Genomic DNA, 18,220 nt, shown 5'->3' with positions numbered 1-18,220 from the left:
CCGCCTCACTCGCCGGGCATGCGGCCTCTCACCAGCGGGAGCCCTCCGGGCCAGCTGGTCCGGAGGGTTCCACGGCGTTGCCGGGTGCGTCAGTGTGCGCCGAGGGTGCGGGCGAAGAACGCCTCGAGCTCTCCGAACGCCTTCTTCTCCCCCGCCTCCTGGTAGCTCGAGGTGTCGGACATCGTGTATCCGTGCGGGGCGTCGGGGTAGACGTCGCTCGTGTACGTGAGGCCGGCGGCGTCGAGGCTGCGTTCGAGTTCGGCGATCGCGTCGGCGCCGTTGAGCTTGTCGTTGTCGGCGTGCCCGAACAGGTACTCGGCCTTCGTGTCCGAGACGAGGCGGTGCGGGCTGTCGGAGGCCTCCTCTACGAGGTTCGCGCCGTGGAACCCGGCGACGGCGGCCACCTCGTCGGGCCGCAGCGCCGCGGCGCGGATCGCGAGTCGCGCCCCCATGCAGAACCCGACGGTGCCGTAGGGCGTCGTCGCGTACTGCGACAACGTGTCGAACCAGCGCTCGGTGTCGGGATTCGCCAGGTCGGGGGTGTACGCCTTGACCCGGGGCGCGCTGATCTCGCCGAACTTCGCGCGCTGCTCGGGATCGGTGAGGTCCATCTCGGGCTTCAGCTCGTCCGCCGTGCCCTCGCGGTAGAACACGTTGGGCATGAGCACGACGTAACCCCAGGAGGCGATGCGGTCGGCCATCTGCTTGGTCCGCTCACGCACCCCGATCGCGTCCATGAAGAACAGGACGCCGGGACGGCGCTGGTCGTCGGGTCGGGTGAGGTAGGCCTCGGCCTGCCCCGCGTCGGTCGTGATCGTCAGCATCTCGTTCATGCCCCCTGCCTACGGCACCCCAGGACGACCCGCAAGAGGGCGAAGGGTCCGCACCGCGGCTTCCAGAATCCACCTCGGCCTCCCCAGAGATGAGCCTCCCAGCGGAGAAACGACGCGCGAGACACCGAACCGAGAGCAGCGCAACGGGTCACGAAGCGGACCCGCACCAGCCCGCGAGGACCGGCCGCTCGCGGGGATCACACGAGAACGGCGCTCCCCGAGCCCACCCGCGCCAACCCGGCGGGGGTGGGCCGAGGGACGCGGCGACTGGCTGGGCCTGGCGGGAGCAGCACCGGAGCGCTAGCGGAGGTGCTGCGGATGGTAGGCGCCGCGCCCCTCGGCCCACCCACGCGACCAGCCTTACGAAACCCAGGCCGGCCGACCCACGAGACCGAGGTCAGCCGAGGTTGCGGCTCTTGAGGAAATCGTCGGCGACCTGGGCGGGGTCGGCGTGCTGGACGTCGACCTGGGTGAGCATCTGCTGGAGGTCCTTGGTGGTGAGGGCCTTGGAGACGCCGTTGAGGGCGGCGACGGCCTCCTTGTTCTGGGCGACGTCGGAGGAGACGAGGGGGACGACGTTCTGGCTGCCGAAGAGCCCCTTGTCGTCCTCGAGGGCGACGATCTCGTGCTGGGTGAACGCGGGGTCGGTGGTGAAGACGTTCGCGGCGTCGACCTGACCGTTGGTGAGGGCCTGGATGAGGGCCTGGCCGTTGAGGGGACGGAACTGCTTGAACGTGATGCCGTAGGTCTTCTCGAGGCCGGGGATGCCCTGGGTGCGCTCCTTGAACTCGGCGGGGGCGCCGAGGGTGAGGTCGCCGGAGACCTTGGCGAGGTCGCTCAGCGTGCGCAGCGACTTGGCCTCGGCGGTGGCCTTGGTGACGGTGATGGAGTCGTTGTTCTCGGCGGTGCTGGGGTCGAGCACGGTGACGCCCTGGGGCAGAACGGTCTTGAGGTGCTCGTACACCTCGTTGGGGTCGGTGCCGGAGTAGTTCTTGTCGTAGTACGACGTGAGGGCGCCGGTGTACTCGGGCAGGACGTTGATGGAGCCGTCGGTGAGGCCCTTGAGGTAGGTCTCGCGGGCGCCGATGCCGAGGCGGGGCTCGTTGACCTTGACGCCCTTGGCCTTGAGCGCGCCGGTGTAGATCTGTGCGAGCAGCTTGGACTCGGAGAAGTCGGCGGAGCCGACGGTGACCGTGCCGGCCGCGGCGGTGCCACCGCCGCCTGAGGCGGGCTGGTTGTTCAGCGGGTCGCCTCCGCCGCCGCAGGCAGCGAGGGAGAGGGTCGCGGCGAGGGCGACCGCGAGGCCGGTGCGGGTGCGGATGGTCACTGTCGTGGCCTTTCTGCCGGTGGGATACCTGCGGTGGAAACTCAGGGGACGGGGCGGTCGATGCTCGACCGGTGGCTGGTGAGGGCGTCTGCGGGCGCGTCGGTCTCGGCGGCGGCCCGGCGGGAGGCGACGTCGGTCTCGTCGCCGTTCTCCGGCTCCTTCCCCCCGGCGGCTCGGCCGGAGTCGAGTCGCAGCCCTGGAGAGGTGACGAAGCGCTGGACGAGGGCGAGGACGCCGTCGACGAGGAGGGCGAGGAGCGCGACGAGCAGCGCGCCGCCGGCGACCTGGGCGTAGTCGGCGGAGGCGAGGCCGTCGATGAGGAAGCGGCCGAGGCCGCCGAGGCTGATGTAGGAGGCGATGGTGGCGGTGGCGACGACCTGGAGGGTGGCGCTGCGCAGACCCGACATGAGTAGCGGGGTGGCGCAGGGTAGTTCGACGCCGAGCAGGACCTGGCGCGAGGTCATGCCCACGCCGTAGGCGGCGTCGCGTGCGGCGGGATCGACGGCCTCGACGCCGGCGTAGGCCCCGGAGAGCAGCGGCGGCATCGCGAGGATGACGAGCACGATGAGGCTGGGCAGGACGAACGCGAGGTCGGACTCCAGTCGGGGGCCGAGCCACAGCGCGACCGCGAAGAGCAGCCCCAGGCTCGGAACGGCGCGGGCCGCGTTGGTGGAGCTGATGAGCCAGCGACCCCTGCCGGTGTGGCCGATGAGCAGCCCGGCCGGGACGGCGATGAGGGCAGCGACGAGGACGACGATCACGGAGTACACGACGTGCTCGCCCACCCGCGTGAGGATGCCGTCGGATCCCGACCAGTTGAGCGGGTCGGTGAACCAGGCGATGAGGCGGTCGATCATGCCGGCCTCCCGGCGCGCGTCCACGGCGTGAGCACCCGGGCGAGAACGACGATGACGACGTCGAAGAGCAGGGCGAGGAGGACGCACGCGAGGATGCCGACCCAGAGCACCTCGGGGAACGCGCGCCCGTAGCCGTCGGTGAGGAGGTTGCCGAGTTGGGCGACGCCGATGAGCGAGGCGATGCTGACGATGCTCACGTTGCTCACGGCCGCGACGCGCAGACCGGCGGCGATGACGGGAACGGCGAGCGGGAGGTCGATGCGCAGCGTGCGCGCCACCTGGCCGTACCCCATCGCCGTGGCGGCGGCGGCCACGTTGTCGGGCACCGAGTCGAGGCCGTCTGCGACGGTACGCACGAGGAGAGCGACGGTGTAGATCGTCATGGCGACGAGCACGTTCTCGGGCGCGAGGATCTTCGTGCCGAGGACGAGCGGCATGAGGACGAACAGCGCGAGCGAGGGGATCGTGTAGAGCAACCCGGTGCCGACGACGACGATGGGACGCACCCGTTCCCATCGGTGCGCGGCCCAGCCGAGCGGCAGTGCGAGCAGCAGCCCGAACAGCAGTGGCAGGCCCGCGAGGTAGGAGTGTGCGAGGGCGAGACTGCCGACCGTGTCGATGTTCTCGGGCAACCAGGTCATGCGGGCTCCCGAGAACCCGCCGCGCCGGCCCGCCCCGCGGCCTCGATGGCCTCGAGCACTTCTGCGGGACGCACGATGCCGACGAGCACACCGTCGTCGTCGACGACGACACCGCGGCGGCTGGGCGAGGACAGGGCTGCGTCAAGGTAGGCGCGCAGGGTGCCGTCCTGCCGGGCGAGGGTGCCGCCCAGACGCAGGTCGTCGGCCGAGGCGATGCCCTCGTGATCGGAGTCGATCCAGCCCAGGGGTCTGCCGGCGTCGTCGACGACGAGCTGCCAACCGGAGCCGTCGAGGGCGTCGCCGACGCGCACGGCGCGCTCGGGGTGGATCTGCACCTGCGCCCCCTGGAACGCCAGCGAGCGGTAGCCGCGATCGCGCCCGACGAACGAGGCGACGAAGTCGTCGGCGGGCTCGGCGAGCAGTCGCGCGGGTGGGTCGACCTGGGCGAGGCGCCCGCCGACGCGCAGGACGGCGACCTCGTTGCCGAGCTTGACGGCCTCGTCGATGTCGTGGGTGACCAACAGGATCGTCTTCTGCAGCCGTGCCTGCAGGGTGAGGAGCTCGTCCTGCAGGCCCTCGCGCACCACGGGGTCGACGGCGCTGAACGGCTCGTCCATGAGCAGGACGGGCGGGTCGGCGGCGAGGGCGCGCGCCACACCGACGCGTTGCTGCTGACCGCCGGAGAGCTGCCCCGGGTAGCGCCGGCCCAGCTCGGGCGCGAGGCCGACGACCTCGAGCAACTCGCGGGCGCGCTCTCGCGCCTTGGCCGTGGACCACCCGAGCAGCCTGGGCACCGTCATGACGTTCTGCTCGACCGTGCGGTGCGGGAACAACCCGCCCTGCTGGATGACGTAGCCGATGCCGCGCCGCAACTCGGTGGGCGGGATCGTGGCGGTGTCGACGCCGTCGAGGTAGATCGTTCCCGAGGTGGGCTCGATCATGCGGTTCACCATGCGCAGCGAGGTGGTCTTGCCACAGCCGGACGGGCCGACGAGCACCGTGATGCGGCCACGCGGCACCTCGAGCGTCAGGTCGTCGACGGCGACCGTGCCGCCCGGATACGTCTTGGTGACGCGGTCGAACCGGATCATGCGCCCCAACGTAACGGCCACCACCGACAACTGCCCGTTCTGACAGGCCACTGACCGCATCCGATGAGCGTGGCCGGCCGAGAGCGACATGAATCCGGCTCAGTGACGAGAGGATTCCGGCGGGGGCTCGAGAGGCGACTCCGGCGCCAGCAGCGTGCGTACGAGGAACGACGCCGCGAGCTCGTGCCACAGGCCGGCGCGCCGGATCATCGCGTGTCCACAGCCGGCGAGGGGCGCGTACTCCACCGACCCTCCGGCGGCGCGCAGCCGAGCGACGAAGGCCTCCGAATCCCGCGGCGGGCACACGCGATCACGCTCTCCCTGGACGACGAGGACGTCGCAGCCGACGAGGTGCTCCACGTCGTCGTACGGGGTGACCCACGGAGCGAGGGCGACGACGCTGCGCACCTTGTCGTGATCGGCGGCGGCGAGGGCGGTGCGGCCTCCCAGGGAGTGTCCGAGGAGTCCGATCGTGAGGTCGGGGCGCCGCTCGGTGAGGTCGGCGAGCACGAGGCGGGCCTGGGCGAGGGTCGTGCGCTCGCCGCCGTTCCAGCCCGTCTGGGTGTGCTGCACGCGCACGATGGCGATGCGGTCGTCGGACAGCTCACGGATCCGGCGGCCGAACGGGCGAAGGCGCAGGTAGGGAGCGCTCCACCTGGGGGTCTCGCGAAAGCCGCGCTCCGGGCCGCCGTGGAGCATGACGACGGCTGCCTCGACGGGCCGCCGTCCGCGTTCGACGGTGTGCCGCGCGCGGGTGAGCGGACGACGCCGGACGATGCGGGCCATCGCGCGTCGCCTAGACCTCGATGCAGGTGAACCCGGCGAACGACCGGCTCGCCGTGGGTCCCCGCTGGCCCTGGTAGTGCGAGCCGTACACCGCACTGCCGTAGGGGTGTTCGGCCGCGGACGACAGCTGGAAGAAGCAGAGCTGGCCGATCTTCATGCCCGGGTAGAGCTTGATGGGCAGGGTGGCGACGTTGCTCAGCTCGAGGGTGACGTGACCGTCGAACCCGGGGTCGACGAATCCGGCCGTCGCGTGCGTGAGCAGCCCGAGCCGGCCGAGGGAGGACTTGCCCTCGACGCGCGCGGCCACGTCATCGGGCAGGCACACGTTCTCGTAGGTCGACCCGAGCACGAACTCCCCCGGGTGCAACACGAACGCCTCACCGTGCTCGACCTCGACGAGTCGCGTGAGGTCGGGCTGCTCCTCGGCGGGGTCGATGTAGGGGTACTTGTGGTTGTCGAACAGCCGGAAGAAGCGGTCGAGACGCACGTCGATACTCGAGGGCTGCACCATGCCCGCGTCGTAGGGGTCGAGGCGTACGCGCCCGGCGTCCACCTGGGCCTTGATGTCACGATCGGAGAGCAGCACGGACACACGCTACCTGTCCCGCGGCCCTGCGGAGGTCCTCGTCGAGGGTGGACGAGGGCGTCCGCTGCAGGTGCGCGGCGGATCACTGTGAGCAGGCAAAGGCCCCGGATTGCTCAAGCCGGGCACCCCCGCGGCCGAAGAGGGGGCTGCGAGTGCATCACGAAAAGGTCTCGTCCACGTGACGATCGTTGTGACGCAGGGGGTCTCGCGTTTCGTCCCAGCGAGCATCCGAGGAAATCCATGCGTCTGCGCACCTGCGTCACGGCCGCCGTCGCGGCGACCACCCTCTCCGTCCCCACCCTCGCCACCGCCCCGGTCGCCCACGGCGCGTCCGCGGCCGCCGCCTCCACGGCGGCGGCCACCTCTGCCACCACCGCGTCACGAGCGAGGACCAGCCCCGCCTCCGCCACGGCGACGAAGGCGATGACCTCCCGCCTGCGGACCGGCGCGCAGAGCCGTTACCTGGGCAGCGGATTCTCCGGCCTCGTGCTCGACGAGTCCACCGGCGCCACGCTGTGGTCCAGCCGCACCGGCACGACCCGCATGCCGGCGTCGACGCAGAAGGTCATGACCGCGATCACCGTGCTCTCGTCGACGTCGCCGAACACCCAGCTCGTGACCCGCAGTTATCAGAGCTCCGCGGTTCCGACGAACGTCTACCTCAAGGGCGCGGGAGATCCCTCGCTGACGGCCTCGAAGTTGAGCACGCTCGCCCAGCGCACCGCCGCGAGCCTGCGCGCTCAGGGGCTGCGCTCGGTGACCCTCTACGCCGACGCCACGGTCTTTCCCGCGCCGACGAGCGCCACGGGTTGGAAGCGGAGTTACGTAGGCAGCGAGGTGCAGCCTGTCCGCGGCCTGACCCTCGCCCACCACCGAGGCGGGGCCAACGGCACCACCGCGGCCGCGTCCTCCTTCGCCGCGTCGCTGAAGAAGGCCGGGATCAGCGCGCGGTACGCCGGCGCGGCGGCGACGTCGAAGGGCGCGAACGAGCTCAGCGCGAGCTGGTCGGCGCCCGTGTCTTCGCTCGTCGCCCACATGCTCTCGGTGAGCGACAACGACTACGCCGAGTACCTGTTGCGCGTCGCCGCGCTCGAGGCGGGGCTTCGGCCGACGTGGACGAACTCCCTGGCCCACCAGCGCGCCGTCCTCTCGCGCGCCGGCGTCCCGCTCACCGGGTACGTCAACAAGGACGGCTCGGGCCTCTCCCGGTCGAACCGGATGCCGGTGCGCGCCCTCGTCGCCGCGGTCGACCACATGTGGGACGACCCCGCGATGCGACAGGTGACGTTCGCCTACGGTGCGATGCCGCGCTCGGGTCAGACCGGCACGCTGCGCAGCCGCTTCAAGGCCGCCGGGCAGCGGTGCGCGGTCGGCAAGGTCATGGCCAAGACGGGCACTCTCGGCGACGCCGTCGCGCTCGCCGGGGTCGCCCGCGGCAGCGACGGTCGTATCCGCGCCTTCGCGTTCATCCAGAACGGCAACACGAGGACCGCGTCGGTGCGCAGCGCGGTCGACACGATGGCCACCGCCGTGGTCGGTTGCCGCTGAGCCCGGTCGTCGGGCCCGGCCGTCGAACGCGGCCCGCACCTCGCGAGACTCCCGGAGCCGCGCCCGCATCGCCCGGGCGCGGCTCCGGGACCGTGTGCACGAGATGACGCGACGGTGTCGTAGACTGCAGAACCACGCGGCCACGCCGGCGGCGATCCACCGCTCTTCACGAAAGAACGGCGAGACGACCAAAAGCGGCGCTGACCTGCGAAAACGCGAGTGTAGTTCAATGGTAGAACACAAGCTTCCCAAGCTTGATACGCGGGTTCGATTCCCGTCACTCGCTCCACACGACGCGTTCGCCGCCCCGACTCAGGCCGGGGCGGCGAACGCGTCTTCTCATGCTCGGGTCGTCGACGGGTCAACCGATCTTCTTGGCGGCCTTACGGGCGCTTTCGAGCAGCGGCACGTAACGCTCCTCCACGGCCCGGGCGCCGGCGTACTCGCGCTCGGCGAGAACGCCGTAGGTGAAGGTCTCCTGACCGGCCCGGCGGGCGTCGCCGGCCAGCCGCATGACGACGTCGCGAGAGACGACGCTGTCCTGGTGGTCACCGAGGGCCTCCTGCAACTCGGCGTAGGCGGAGGCGATCTGCTTGGCCGAGCCACCGGAGGCCTTGCCCGCGGCCTCGGCGGCGTACCGGGCGGCCTTGGCGAGCTTGCGGATCTCGTGGACCGCCTCGTCGCGCTCGGCGCCCTCCGGCATCGCCGCGGCGCGCTTCGCCTGCTTGCCCACCTTGTCCGAGGCCGCGGCGACGAGATCGGGCAGCACGTCGGACGCCGGCTCGTGCGCCATCACCGAGAACGGCGGGTGCAGGAGCAACTCGACGAGGTCGCCCATGATGCGCTCGTAACGGGTCGAGTCGAGCGCCTTGACCATGTGCGCGTGCGCCCGCTCGTGCTCGGCCTCGAGCGCCGCACGGATGTGGACGTCGGCGCGGCCCACGACGAGGTCGGGCTCGAGGGTGTCGAGTAGCCCACCGATGCGCTCCTGCATGACCTCGGCGTCACGGGGCTCGCCGAGCGCCCCCGTCAGCCACTTGACCTCATCGCGCACGGGGTCGGTGTCGACGCGCTCGAACAGCGGTCGGTACGTCTTGAGGGTGCTGCGCAGGCGCCGCGTCGCCACTCGCGCCTTGTGCACGGAGTCCGGAGCGTCCTCACGCAGGCGCTGCTCACTCGCCTGCAGCACCCCGGCCTGCTGGGAGAGGTAGTCGAGGACGACCTCTCCGGCCGTGCGGCCCTTCTTGCCGCTCGACGCGGCCATCGGCTCGGCGAGTGCGCGGGAGAGCTTGCTGGGACTGTCGGAGAGCATGAGTCCCTTGGCGACGAGCGCATCGACCACCGCGGCGAGATCCTCACCGGCGCCGTCGACGACCTCGACCTCGACCTCACGCCAGCGGTGGACCCGCTCGCCGTCGACGTAGGTCGTGGCCTCCACGACGTCGTCCTCGACCAGCACGAGCACCGTGCCCGCCTCGTCGCAGAGCTCGCGACGCGTGCGGCGGGTGCGCAGGGTCGCGACGGGCAGCAGCACGGCTCCGTCGATCAAGGGCGCGACGATCTCGATGAGTTCGGAGGGGATGAGCGCGGCCGAGCGGCCGAGCGCCAGGCGATGTTCGACCCGCCCGGACTCCTCCGCGGAGTCGTCGCCAGGCGTCTTCAGGTGCCAACCGGCGTCACTGCCACCGGTGCGTCGCCGGAGCGTGTGCTTGTTGCGCAGCAGATCGAGACCGAGGGTGTCGAGGTAGGTGGCGGTCTGCGTCATCCGCTGGGGCCCGCGCACCGTCGCGACCCGCCCGATCCCGTCCAGCCGCGGCATCGTCCACCGGCGCGGGCACTCGAGCTTGACCTCGGTCTCGGTCTCGACGGCCATCTCCCCGAGCGTGCTCGTCGTGCTGTCGTCGGCTGCCGCGTTCTCCTCCGTCACGCCGGTCGCGCTCTTCTCGGACGCCGTGCTCGTCGCCTCGGACGCCTCGGCCCCTGCACCCATCGTCGTTCACCTCTCGTTCAACTCGATGTCATCCAGCAGTCATTTTCCCACGTCGCCGGCACGGTCACCAGCCCCCGACGAGGCGGCTTCGTCCCCACCCTGCCCGTTTGTGACGCGGCACACCACTGCTTGCGGGCACCCACCCCGTCCGCCATCCTGATTACCGATCAGTAATGTGCGATGTCGCCCCGGACCACGGCGGGATCCACGGTCACGACATGAGGAGATTCCGACGGTGAGCCATTACAAGAGCAACCTGCGCGACCTGGAGTTCAACCTGTTCGAGGTGCTCGGACGCGGCGACGTTCTCGGCTCCGGGCCCTACGAGGAGATCGACGCCGACACCGCCCGCGAGATCCTTCACGAGGTCGCCCGCCTGGCCGAGAACGAGATCGCCGACAGCCTGCTCGACTCCGACCGCAACCCCCCGGTGTTCGACCCCGAGACCGGCGAGGTCACCCTGCCCGAATCGTTCAAGAAGTCGTACAAGGCGTACACCGAGGCCGGCTGGGGCATGCTCAACGTGCCGGCCGAACTCGGTGGCACCGTCGTCCCTCCCACGCTCAACTGGGCCGTGGCCGAACTCATCCTCGGCGCCAACCCGGCCGTGTACATGTACTCCGCGGGCTACGGCTTCGCGCGCGTTCTGCACGAACTCGGCACCCAGGACCAGAAGACGATGGCCCGGCACATGATCGAGCGCCAGTGGGGCTCGACCATGGTGCTCACCGAGCCCGACGCAGGCTCAGACGTGGGTGCCGGCCGCACCAAGGCCGTCCAGCAGCCCGACGGCACCTGGCACATCGAGGGCGTCAAGCGTTTCATCACCTCGGGTGAGCACGACCTGAGCGAGAACATCATGCACCTCGTCCTCGCCCGCCCCGAGGGCGCCGGGCCCGGCACCAAGGGCCTCTCGCTGTTCGCCGTGCCCAAGTACATGTTCGACCTCGAGACCGGCGATCTCGGCGAGCGCAACGGCGTCTACGTCACCAACGTCGAGCACAAGATGGGCCTCAAGGTGTCGACCACGTGCGAGGTGCGCTTCGGCGAGAAGCACCCCGCCGTGGGCACGCTCGTCGGCGACGTGCACGACGGCATCGCCCAGATGTTCCGCGTCATCGAGTACGCGCGGATGATGGTGGGCACCAAGGCCATCGCGACGCTCTCGACCGGGTACCTCAACGCGTTGGAGTACGCCAAGGAGCGCGTGCAGGGCGCCGACCTCCCCCAAATGGCCGACAAGAGCGCCCCGCGGGTCACGATCACCCACCATCCCGACGTGCGTCGCTCCCTCATGCTGCAGAAGGCCTACGCCGAGGGTCTGCGTGCCGTCGTGCTCTTCACCGCGATGCAGCAGGACATCGTCGATCAGGCCTACCTCGAGTCGGGTTCGATGGACTTCGAGAAGGGCTCGGAGGCCGACATGGCCGCCCGCGTCAACGACCTGCTCCTGCCCATCGTCAAGGGCGTCGGCTCCGAACGGGCCTGGGTGCTCCTCGGCAGCGAGTCGCTGCAGATCTTCGGCGGCTCCGGGTTCCTGCAGGACTACCCGGTCGAGCAGTACGTGCGCGACGCCAAGATCGACACCCTCTACGAGGGCACGACGGCCATCCAGGGCCAGGACTTCTTCTTTCGCAAGATCGTGCGCGACAAGGGCAAGGCCCTCACCTGGATGTCGGAGCAGGTCATGGCCACCGTGCTCGCCGGCTCCGCACTCGGTGACGACCCGCTGGCCAAGGAGCGCGAGCTGCTGGGCAAGGCCGTCGAGGACATCACCGCGATCGGCGGTTACATGATCGGCGAGCTCATGAAGTCCGACCCGCGGCAGGAGGGCGGCGACCTCGCCAACCTCTACAAGGTCGGCCAGAACACGACCCGCCTGCTGCTCGCGGCGGGCGACGTCATGGTCGGGTGGCTACTGCTGCGCCAGGCGGACGTCGCGACGGCCGCGCTCGAGGCCGGTGCCACCGGCGCCGACGCCGACTTCTACACCGGAAAGATCGCGGCGGCCCGGTTCTTCACCCGCACCGTCCTGCCCCGGATGGCGGCCGAGCGGGTGAGCTGCGAGATGACCGACAACTCCCTCATGGACGTGCCGGAATCCGCGTTCTGAGCCGCGCTGCGAGCACGCACGACGACGCTGCCCCTCCCGGTCCACCGGGTCGGGCAGCGTCGTGACGTCGGCGGTGCAGGGGTGCGTAGAGAGAGCCACCGGACGCGTCGGAACCGCCGGACGCGATCACTGCCAGAGGCGTCAGACGCGCGGGTCGCGCGGGTCCTCGACGGTGGTGGTGCGGCGGGTGACACCGGTGCGCGAGCGGCTCATCATGGCCATGGACACGATGGCCGTCACGAGCCCCGCCCCCATGAGGATGTAGCCGATCATCGTCAGGTCGATGCCGGGGACCGAGTCCTTGACCGCGAACGAGAGGATCGCGCCGAGGGCGATGAGAAAGATGCCGAAGCCGATGGACATGGTGCCTCCGTGAGTGTCGGTGTCCTGCTTCGATCATCGGCGGATGATGCCCCAACTCCAAGGAGGCCGGGCGAAAACACGGCGAATTGCTTAGCCGGAGGCAATATCCGGGTGCTGTGCGAACGTTGCCATGAACGTGAGTACACGTCGCGTCCCCCTTTCCATTCTCGATCTCGCACCGGTGAGCGCGGGTTCCACCGCGGCCGATGCCCTTCGTGACAGCACGCTGCTCGCGCAGACCGCCGACAAGGCCGGCTACGAGCGCTTCTGGATGGCCGAGCACCACGGCAGCGTCACCTTCGCGAGCTCGGCCACGGCCGTGCTCCTCGGCCACGTCGCCGGCCACACCGAGTCGATCCGCGTCGGCTCCGGCGGTGTCATGCTGCCCAACCACGCGCCGCTCATGGTGGCCGAGTACTACGGCACCCTGGCCACGCTCTACGGCGACCGCATCGACCTCGGCCTCGGCCGTGCTCCCGGCACCGACCCCGTCACCGCGGCTGCGCTCTCTCGTGGCTCCGGCGAGTTGCGCGACTTCGCGAGCGACGTCGCCGAGCTCTCGTTGCTGCTCGGCGATCGGCCGACGCCGGGCCGTGACGGCCTGCGCGTGCGCGCGCTGCCCGGCGAGGGCACGAAGGTGCCGCTGTGGATGCTCGGCTCCTCGCTCGGCGGGGCGAGCGTCGCCGCCGCACTCGGGCTGCCGTTCTCGTTCGCCTCCCATTTCGCCCCCCAGGCGATCGACCAGGCCTTCGAGGTCTACCGCACCCGGTTCAGCACCGAGGCGTCGACCGCGCAGATCGACAAGCCCTACGTCATGGCGGGCGTCAACGTCATCTGCGCCCCGACCACGGAGGAGGCCGAGCACCTCGCCACGACCGCACAGGCCATGCGCACCCGGATCATGACCGGGCGGCTCGCGCCTCTCGACCCGCCCGGTGAAGGCCCGGCCGGGCCCGCACAGGGACTCGGTGGCGGACCCGCCTTCGCCCCCACCGGCGGCGGCGTCGACCTGTCGTTCTCGGTGGCCGGCACGCCCGACGAGGCCGTCGCTCACCTCGAGAAGCTCGTCGAGCGCTACGACCTCGACGAGCTCATCGTCGCGACCTACACGTGGGACCCGACGTTGCGCCGCCGCAGCTACGAGTTGCTCGCCGACGCGTGGGGCCTGTCTCCCCGCTGATCGCCGGGCATGCGCCGCGTCCGGCGTCCCTCTCGAACGTCATCGGGGAGGACGCCGGCCTCGGCGCCACCGTCACACCGGTTCAGTCGCCCCCGGCGCATCGAGACCCTCGTCGGCGAGCGCGAGTGCGAACCGCGTTCGTGCCCGCTGCCACACCGGCCCGTCGGGGAGCGTCAGCAGCGTGGGGAGCAGGTCGCGTGCGTAGGTGCCGGCGGCCTCGGCGGGCAGCAGTGACGGCAGGTTGTCGATCGCGACGATGCGCACCGCGGGGCGACCCCGGGCCGGATCGGCCGGCCGCAGCTCACGCACCGGCTCCTGCCACGTCGTGATCGCGTCGTAGACGGGCAGCACGTTGCAGTCGGAGGTGACGTCGCAGGTCACGTCGGAGATCACCGACAGCCTGCGACCCTCTTCGTCCAGGTCGCCCTCCGTGACGAACGGGGGCACGGGCGTGCTCACCATGACGCAGTTGACGAGGATGTCGTGGCCGAGCAACGCCGGCTTGTCGAGCTCGAGGGTCTCGGCCACGTCCCACCTCGTGGTGGTCACTCCGGCGGCCTCGAGTGCGTCGCATGCACCCCGGCCGCTGCGACCCAGGGCCCCGATGACGAGGGCGGTCGGCCGCTCCCCCGCCTGACCCTCGCGCAGCAACGCGTCGAGCTCGGCCTTGCCGCGCGGAGCCATGCCCGGTTCGAGCTGTCGGCGGTACTCGAGCACGGCGAGGGCGGCGCCGACGTACCCCGCCCAGTAACCGAACGCCGCCACGCGACGTCCGTCCTCGTCGACGAGGTACTCGAGGTCGAGCAGGGTGCCGCCGCCCTCGACGAACCGCGAGAGCAGGTGCCGCGCACCGTGCTGGTGCTTGAAGGCGTGCCCGAAGTAGACGTGGTCCCGCAGCGGGGAGTCACCGTCGGGAAGCTCCTTGAGCCCGACGACGATCGCATCGTCCGGCGCCTCCGGCCACGTACCGGTCGCCGCAGTCTCGCAGCCCGCCGCCGTGTACTCGGCGAGGGGGAACGCGCGCTGCGGACTCTCCTCGACGACGACACGAAACCCGGCCTCGCGCAGTTCGCGCGCCGTCCGCGGCGAGATGGCGGCTCGCCCCTCCCCGGGACGCACTTCGTGACGCAGCCAGAGGAGAGGACGGTCGGTCATGGAAGCACCTCTTCGTGTCGTGTCCTGCCGTGGTCGGGCCGTGGTCGCCCTGCGGGCTGCGCCTCACCTCCGACCCTATTCGAGGCGTCGGAGCAGCGTCCCGAGAACGCGGGTCGTCAGCTCCCACCTCGTGAAAGCGTGCCCGTCCACCCCGGCCCGTGACGGGACGACCGGTCACTTCGCGCGCGGGTGGCCGTCCTCGCGGCGGTCGCGTCGCCCCTCCTGGCGGGCGCGATAGCGGGCCTCCTCGGCCTCCTGCGCCCGGCGCATCGCCTCACCACGCCGGCGCAGGGCCTCGTTATAGGCCTCGAGTTCGGCGTCGTGGTCGCGCAGGGCCTGCCGGTCGAGCCGACGGGCCTCGTGCTCGTCGGAGCGCATCCACGTGCCGGCGACGAGCAACGCGAGCGCGAGCATGGGGAACTCACCGATGCCCCAGGTGATCGCTCCGCCGACACGCTGATCGTCGAGGAGGTTGCCGACCCACGGCAGGGCGAGCTGGGTGAAGTAGTCGTGCCCGAGCAGGGTCGTCATCGAGATGATGATGACGCCGAAGAACGCGTGGAACGACATCGTGGCGAACAGCAACACGAGACGCAGCGACGGCGGCCAGCGGCGCGGGCCGGGGTCGATGCCGACCAGGGACCACGCGAACACGTACCCGGCGAGCATGAAGTGGACGACCATGATCATGTGCCCGACGTGGGTGCGCAGCCCGAGCTCGAACAACGGTGTGAAGTAGAAGATGTAGAGGCTGCCCGCGAAGTTGAACCCGGCCACGACGGGGTTGGCCCAGAAGTTCATCCACCGCGAGTGTGCGGTCGCAAGGAGGATCTCCCGCGGGCCGAGCGTCTTGTCCTTACGGGCCTTGAGCGCCCGCGAGGCGAGGGTCAGCGGCGCACCGAACGCCATGACCACGGGCGCGCCCATCGTCAGCGTCATGTGCATGACCATGTGGGCCGAGAACGTGAGCCGCCCGTAGATGCCCGGGGTGCCGCTCGTGGTCCACACGAAGACGAGCCAGCCGAGGATCCACAACAGGGTGCGGTGGATCGGCCACGCGTCGCCGCGCCGGCGCAGACGTACGACGCCCGCGACGTACAGGCCGATCGCGAGGGCCGAGGCGGTGAGGAAGATCCAGTCGGGCCGCCACATCGTGAACCAGTCGGCCCCGGTGGGCGGACCGCCCGGGTCGGGGTAGCCGGTGAGCGAGGTGACGATGTCGGGCGACTCGGTCTGCGGGACCGGCGGCGGGGTGCGTGAGAGCGCGACGGCCACGCCGTACGCCAGCGCCATGACCACGATCTCGCCGACCGCCAGCGTCGCGAAGGCGCGCCCGTCGGCGTGATCGGCCTGCAAGCGCCCCACCACGGCGGCGCGCATGCGCCACCCGGCGACGCCGAGCAGGACGAAGGCGGCGACCTTGACGAGCAGCAACGCCCCGTACGGGGTGGCGAGCCCGGCGAAGGACGAGATGCGCAGCGTCGCGTTGAGCACGCCCGAGATCGCGATGCCGCAGTACGCCCACAGCGCGAGGTGGGAGTACCGCGCGACGACGACGGGCAGATCCTTGCCGAGGGTCGGTCGCAGGACGACGAGACCGGCCAGGCCTCCCATCCACACCGCGGCCGCGGCCATGTGCACCGCGATCGAGTTGACCGCCGTGTCGTGAGCCGCCGCGCCGCCGGAGTGGCCGATGAGCGCGAGGACGAGCACCGCGACGATCGCCAGCGCGGCCGACCACGTGATCGACGTCGGGGTGCGCGCGCCGAGGGCGAGCAGCACCGCGCCGAGTGCGACGAGCGTGCTGATGAGGATCGTGCGGAAGAACTCGAAATCCCAGACCACCGAGGCCACCTGCGCCCCGAACATCGGGTCGCCGACGGGCACGCCCGAGATGTTCGAGACCGAGAAGACCAGCAACGCGAGGGAGGCCAGCACCCAGACACTGCCCGTGAGGACCGCGAGCCGGCACGCGGTGCGACGACGATCGGTCGAGGTGCGCTCGGGGACGATCGTTCCCGCGAGCAGCAGCAACCCGATGGTGACGGCCGCCGAGACGTCGAGCACCACCCGCGACGCCGGGACGCCCCAGCGCGCGAGCGCCCCGCCGTCGGAGAACCCCGGCAACTCGGCGAAGATGCCACCCACCCGACCGGCGAGGACCATCGCCACCAGGGCGACCGCGACCGCCGCCCCCACCACGGCGACCCGCGGCGAAGGGGTGACAGAAGTACGGACCCGTTCCGAGATGGCCATGACGCCCACCCTAGTTAGGCTGAGGTCATGCCTATGCACCCGGCCGCGCCCGAAGAACTGTCCGAGCTCGTCGACGCCTACACCCAGACCGCGCAGGCGATCATCGACCTCGCGTTCCCCTGCTCGGACCGCGACTTCGACAAGCCCACCGAGTGCCCCGGCTGGACGGTGAAGGACCAGCTCTCCCACGTCGTCGCGTTGGAGGCCGGGCTCATGGGCCGCCCCGACCCCGAGGTCGAGGTGCCCGATCACGACCACCTCCACAGCGACTTCGCCCGAGGCATCGAGCAGGGCGTGGAACTGCGCCGCCCCCGGCCCGGCGCCGAGGTGGTCCAGGAACTGCAGCAGGTCATGGCCCGACGGCTCGGACAGCTCAAGGACCTCAAGGAGCTCGACCCCGAAGAGGTCGACGCCATCGTCGTCGACATGCCGGGCGGCAAGCAGATGCCGCTGCTTCGGGCCCTGCGCATCCGGATCAACGACCTGTGGGTCCACGAACAGGACATCCGCGCCGCCCTCGGCCGCCCGGGCAACCTCGACTCGCTGGGCGCCGCCAACTTCACGCAGACCGTGCTCGACGCGCTGCCGATGATCGTCGTCAAACGCGCCGGCGTCCCCACCGGCCGGGTCGTCATGATCGAGCTCACGGGCCCCGTCGTCGCCCGCAGCGGCGTTCGTGTCGAGGAGGACGAGGACGGCAAGCCCCACGGCAGCCTCATGTTCACCGGGGGCGTCGACGAGACCGGCCCCATCCCGGTCATCGGCAAGACGACGAGCATCCAGATGAGCACCGAGGCGTTCACCCGCCGCGCCGCCGGCCGCCGCAGCACCGAGGACCTCCACTACTCCGTCCACGGTGACGACGACGTGGCTCGCCGGGTTCTCGACTCGCTCGTCATCACCCCCTGACGTCGACGCCCGCCGGCGCGCAGGCCGGCTCGCCGAAACCTGCGGGACCGAAGACCCTTCTGCTCGCCCCGGTTCGGACGACAATCGGCACATGAGCAAGCCCAACTCCGCTGCCCTCGTCGTCGGTGGCGGACTCCTCGCCTGTCTCCTCGCCGCCGCGGTCGCCTTCATGCCCGAGCCCGGCCCACGCCTCGTCGTCGCCGACGACGGCACCGGTCACTCTCATGGCGTGTACCACCCACCGGTCAACGCCCCGTACTCGTGGTTCGTCACCTTGTGCCTCGACAAGCCCGGAGTGGCCACGGTCACCGACGCCGAGGTCGTCGACCCCGGCCCAGTGCTGCGGGAGTTCGGCATGCCGAGCGGCACCGACGACTCCACCGTGCGGGTCGGCGTCGTGTGCGAGCAGGACGCCGAGCATGGTGACGCGACTCCGGCCGGCGACAACGCGCGCCTCCTGCTCGAGGGGTACTCCACCGGCACCAAGCCCGTGGTCCGCGTGACGTACCGCGTCGAAGGCGAGCCCGGGGAGCAGGAGTTGGACATCTCCCTGCCGGCGTTCACCCAGCGCCAGGTCTAGTCCGC

General features: G+C 70.8%; 16 protein-coding genes and 1 tRNA gene. 6 read left to right on the top strand and 11 right to left on the bottom strand.

Annotation, left to right across the window (positions count from 1 at the left end):
• Positions 1 to 89: 89 nt before the first annotated feature.
• The 7 genes from BN1197_RS10365 to dcd all read right to left on the bottom strand — a co-directional run bounded on the left by BN1197_RS10365 (position 90) and on the right by dcd (position 6,121).
• Entirely contained in the window at positions 90 to 833 is a 744-nt protein-coding gene (locus BN1197_RS10365; protein ID WP_040159270.1) for a dienelactone hydrolase family protein, read from the bottom strand.
• Positions 834 to 1,230: 397 nt separating this feature from the next.
• A complete protein-coding gene (locus tag BN1197_RS10360) occupies positions 1,231 to 2,160 on the bottom strand; it encodes an ABC transporter substrate-binding protein (protein WP_082043794.1) in 930 nt (309 codons plus the stop codon).
• A gap of 41 nt (positions 2,161 to 2,201) precedes the next feature.
• Positions 2,202 to 3,017, bottom strand: a complete 816-nt coding sequence (locus BN1197_RS10355) for an ABC transporter permease (RefSeq protein WP_082043839.1) — start codon at positions 3,015 to 3,017, stop codon at positions 2,202 to 2,204.
• Positions 3,014 to 3,658 carry an ABC transporter permease gene (locus BN1197_RS10350; protein ID WP_040159268.1) on the bottom strand — a complete coding sequence of 215 codons (645 nt, stop codon included), beginning with the start codon at positions 3,656 to 3,658 and terminating at the stop codon, positions 3,014 to 3,016. Before BN1197_RS10350 ends, BN1197_RS10355 begins: the two co-directional genes overlap by 4 nt.
• A complete protein-coding gene (locus BN1197_RS10345; RefSeq protein WP_040159266.1) occupies positions 3,655 to 4,749 on the bottom strand; it encodes an ABC transporter ATP-binding protein in 1,095 nt (364 codons plus the stop codon). Before BN1197_RS10345 ends, BN1197_RS10350 begins: the two co-directional genes overlap by 4 nt.
• A gap of 99 nt (positions 4,750 to 4,848) precedes the next feature.
• Positions 4,849 to 5,535, bottom strand: a complete 687-nt coding sequence (locus BN1197_RS10340; protein WP_052466485.1) for an alpha/beta hydrolase family protein — start codon at positions 5,533 to 5,535, stop codon at positions 4,849 to 4,851.
• Positions 5,536 to 5,545: 10 nt separating this feature from the next.
• Positions 5,546 to 6,121, bottom strand: a complete 576-nt coding sequence (gene dcd, locus BN1197_RS10335) for a dCTP deaminase (protein ID WP_040159707.1) — start codon at positions 6,119 to 6,121, stop codon at positions 5,546 to 5,548.
• 240 nt (positions 6,122 to 6,361) lie between these two features.
• Here dcd and BN1197_RS10330 point away from each other — a divergent pair, with 240 nt between their 5' ends.
• Positions 6,362 to 7,669, top strand: a complete 1,308-nt coding sequence (locus tag BN1197_RS10330; RefSeq protein WP_040159265.1) for a D-alanyl-D-alanine carboxypeptidase/D-alanyl-D-alanine-endopeptidase — start codon at positions 6,362 to 6,364, stop codon at positions 7,667 to 7,669.
• A 215-nt stretch (positions 7,670 to 7,884) separates the two neighbouring features.
• Positions 7,885 to 7,958 (top strand) — tRNA-Gly (locus BN1197_RS10325).
• Positions 7,959 to 8,030: 72 nt separating this feature from the next.
• Here the strand turns inward: BN1197_RS10325 and BN1197_RS10320 are convergent.
• Entirely contained in the window at positions 8,031 to 9,659 is a 1,629-nt protein-coding gene (locus tag BN1197_RS10320) for a CYTH and CHAD domain-containing protein (RefSeq protein ID WP_052466483.1), read from the bottom strand.
• Positions 9,660 to 9,894: 235 nt separating this feature from the next.
• Between BN1197_RS10320 and BN1197_RS10315 the strand changes: the two genes are divergently transcribed.
• Positions 9,895 to 11,772 carry an acyl-CoA dehydrogenase gene (locus BN1197_RS10315; protein WP_040159263.1) on the top strand — a complete coding sequence of 626 codons (1,878 nt, stop codon included), beginning with the start codon at positions 9,895 to 9,897 and terminating at the stop codon, positions 11,770 to 11,772.
• A 141-nt stretch (positions 11,773 to 11,913) separates the two neighbouring features.
• On the opposite strand, the gene BN1197_RS10310 is transcribed toward BN1197_RS10315, so the two are convergent.
• Complete coding sequence (locus tag BN1197_RS10310; RefSeq protein ID WP_040159261.1) at positions 11,914 to 12,135, bottom strand: DUF6458 family protein; 222 nt, start codon at positions 12,133 to 12,135, stop codon at positions 11,914 to 11,916.
• A 130-nt stretch (positions 12,136 to 12,265) separates the two neighbouring features.
• On the opposite strand from BN1197_RS10310, the gene BN1197_RS10305 reads away from it, so the two are divergent.
• On the top strand, positions 12,266 to 13,315 hold the full coding sequence (locus tag BN1197_RS10305) for an LLM class flavin-dependent oxidoreductase (RefSeq protein ID WP_040159259.1): 1,050 nt from the start codon (positions 12,266 to 12,268) through the stop codon (positions 13,313 to 13,315).
• A gap of 72 nt (positions 13,316 to 13,387) precedes the next feature.
• Here BN1197_RS10305 and BN1197_RS10300 read toward each other — a convergent pair whose 3' ends face one another.
• Both BN1197_RS10300 and BN1197_RS10295 read right to left on the bottom strand, forming a co-directional pair.
• A complete protein-coding gene (locus BN1197_RS10300) occupies positions 13,388 to 14,470 on the bottom strand; it encodes a saccharopine dehydrogenase (protein WP_040159257.1) in 1,083 nt (360 codons plus the stop codon).
• Between the two features lie 174 nt (positions 14,471 to 14,644).
• Positions 14,645 to 16,726, bottom strand: a complete 2,082-nt coding sequence (locus BN1197_RS10295) for a cytochrome c oxidase assembly protein (RefSeq protein WP_245851885.1) — start codon at positions 16,724 to 16,726, stop codon at positions 14,645 to 14,647.
• A gap of 27 nt (positions 16,727 to 16,753) precedes the next feature.
• Here BN1197_RS10295 and BN1197_RS10290 point away from each other — a divergent pair, with 27 nt between their 5' ends.
• Positions 16,754 to 17,635 carry a maleylpyruvate isomerase family mycothiol-dependent enzyme gene (locus BN1197_RS10290; protein ID WP_040159255.1) on the top strand — a complete coding sequence of 294 codons (882 nt, stop codon included), beginning with the start codon at positions 16,754 to 16,756 and terminating at the stop codon, positions 17,633 to 17,635.
• Positions 17,636 to 17,726: 91 nt separating this feature from the next.
• Positions 17,727 to 18,215 carry a hypothetical protein gene (locus BN1197_RS10285; RefSeq protein WP_040159253.1) on the top strand — a complete coding sequence of 163 codons (489 nt, stop codon included), beginning with the start codon at positions 17,727 to 17,729 and terminating at the stop codon, positions 18,213 to 18,215.
• The last annotated feature ends 5 nt before the right edge of the window (positions 18,216 to 18,220 follow it).

It is taken from the genome of Mobilicoccus massiliensis (genome assembly GCF_000826525.2).
Classification (GTDB): domain Bacteria; phylum Actinomycetota; class Actinomycetes; order Actinomycetales; family Dermatophilaceae; genus Mobilicoccus; species Mobilicoccus massiliensis.
Note: the sequence above shows the minus strand (reverse complement) of the source record. Positions and strands in the feature narration are given on the sequence as shown.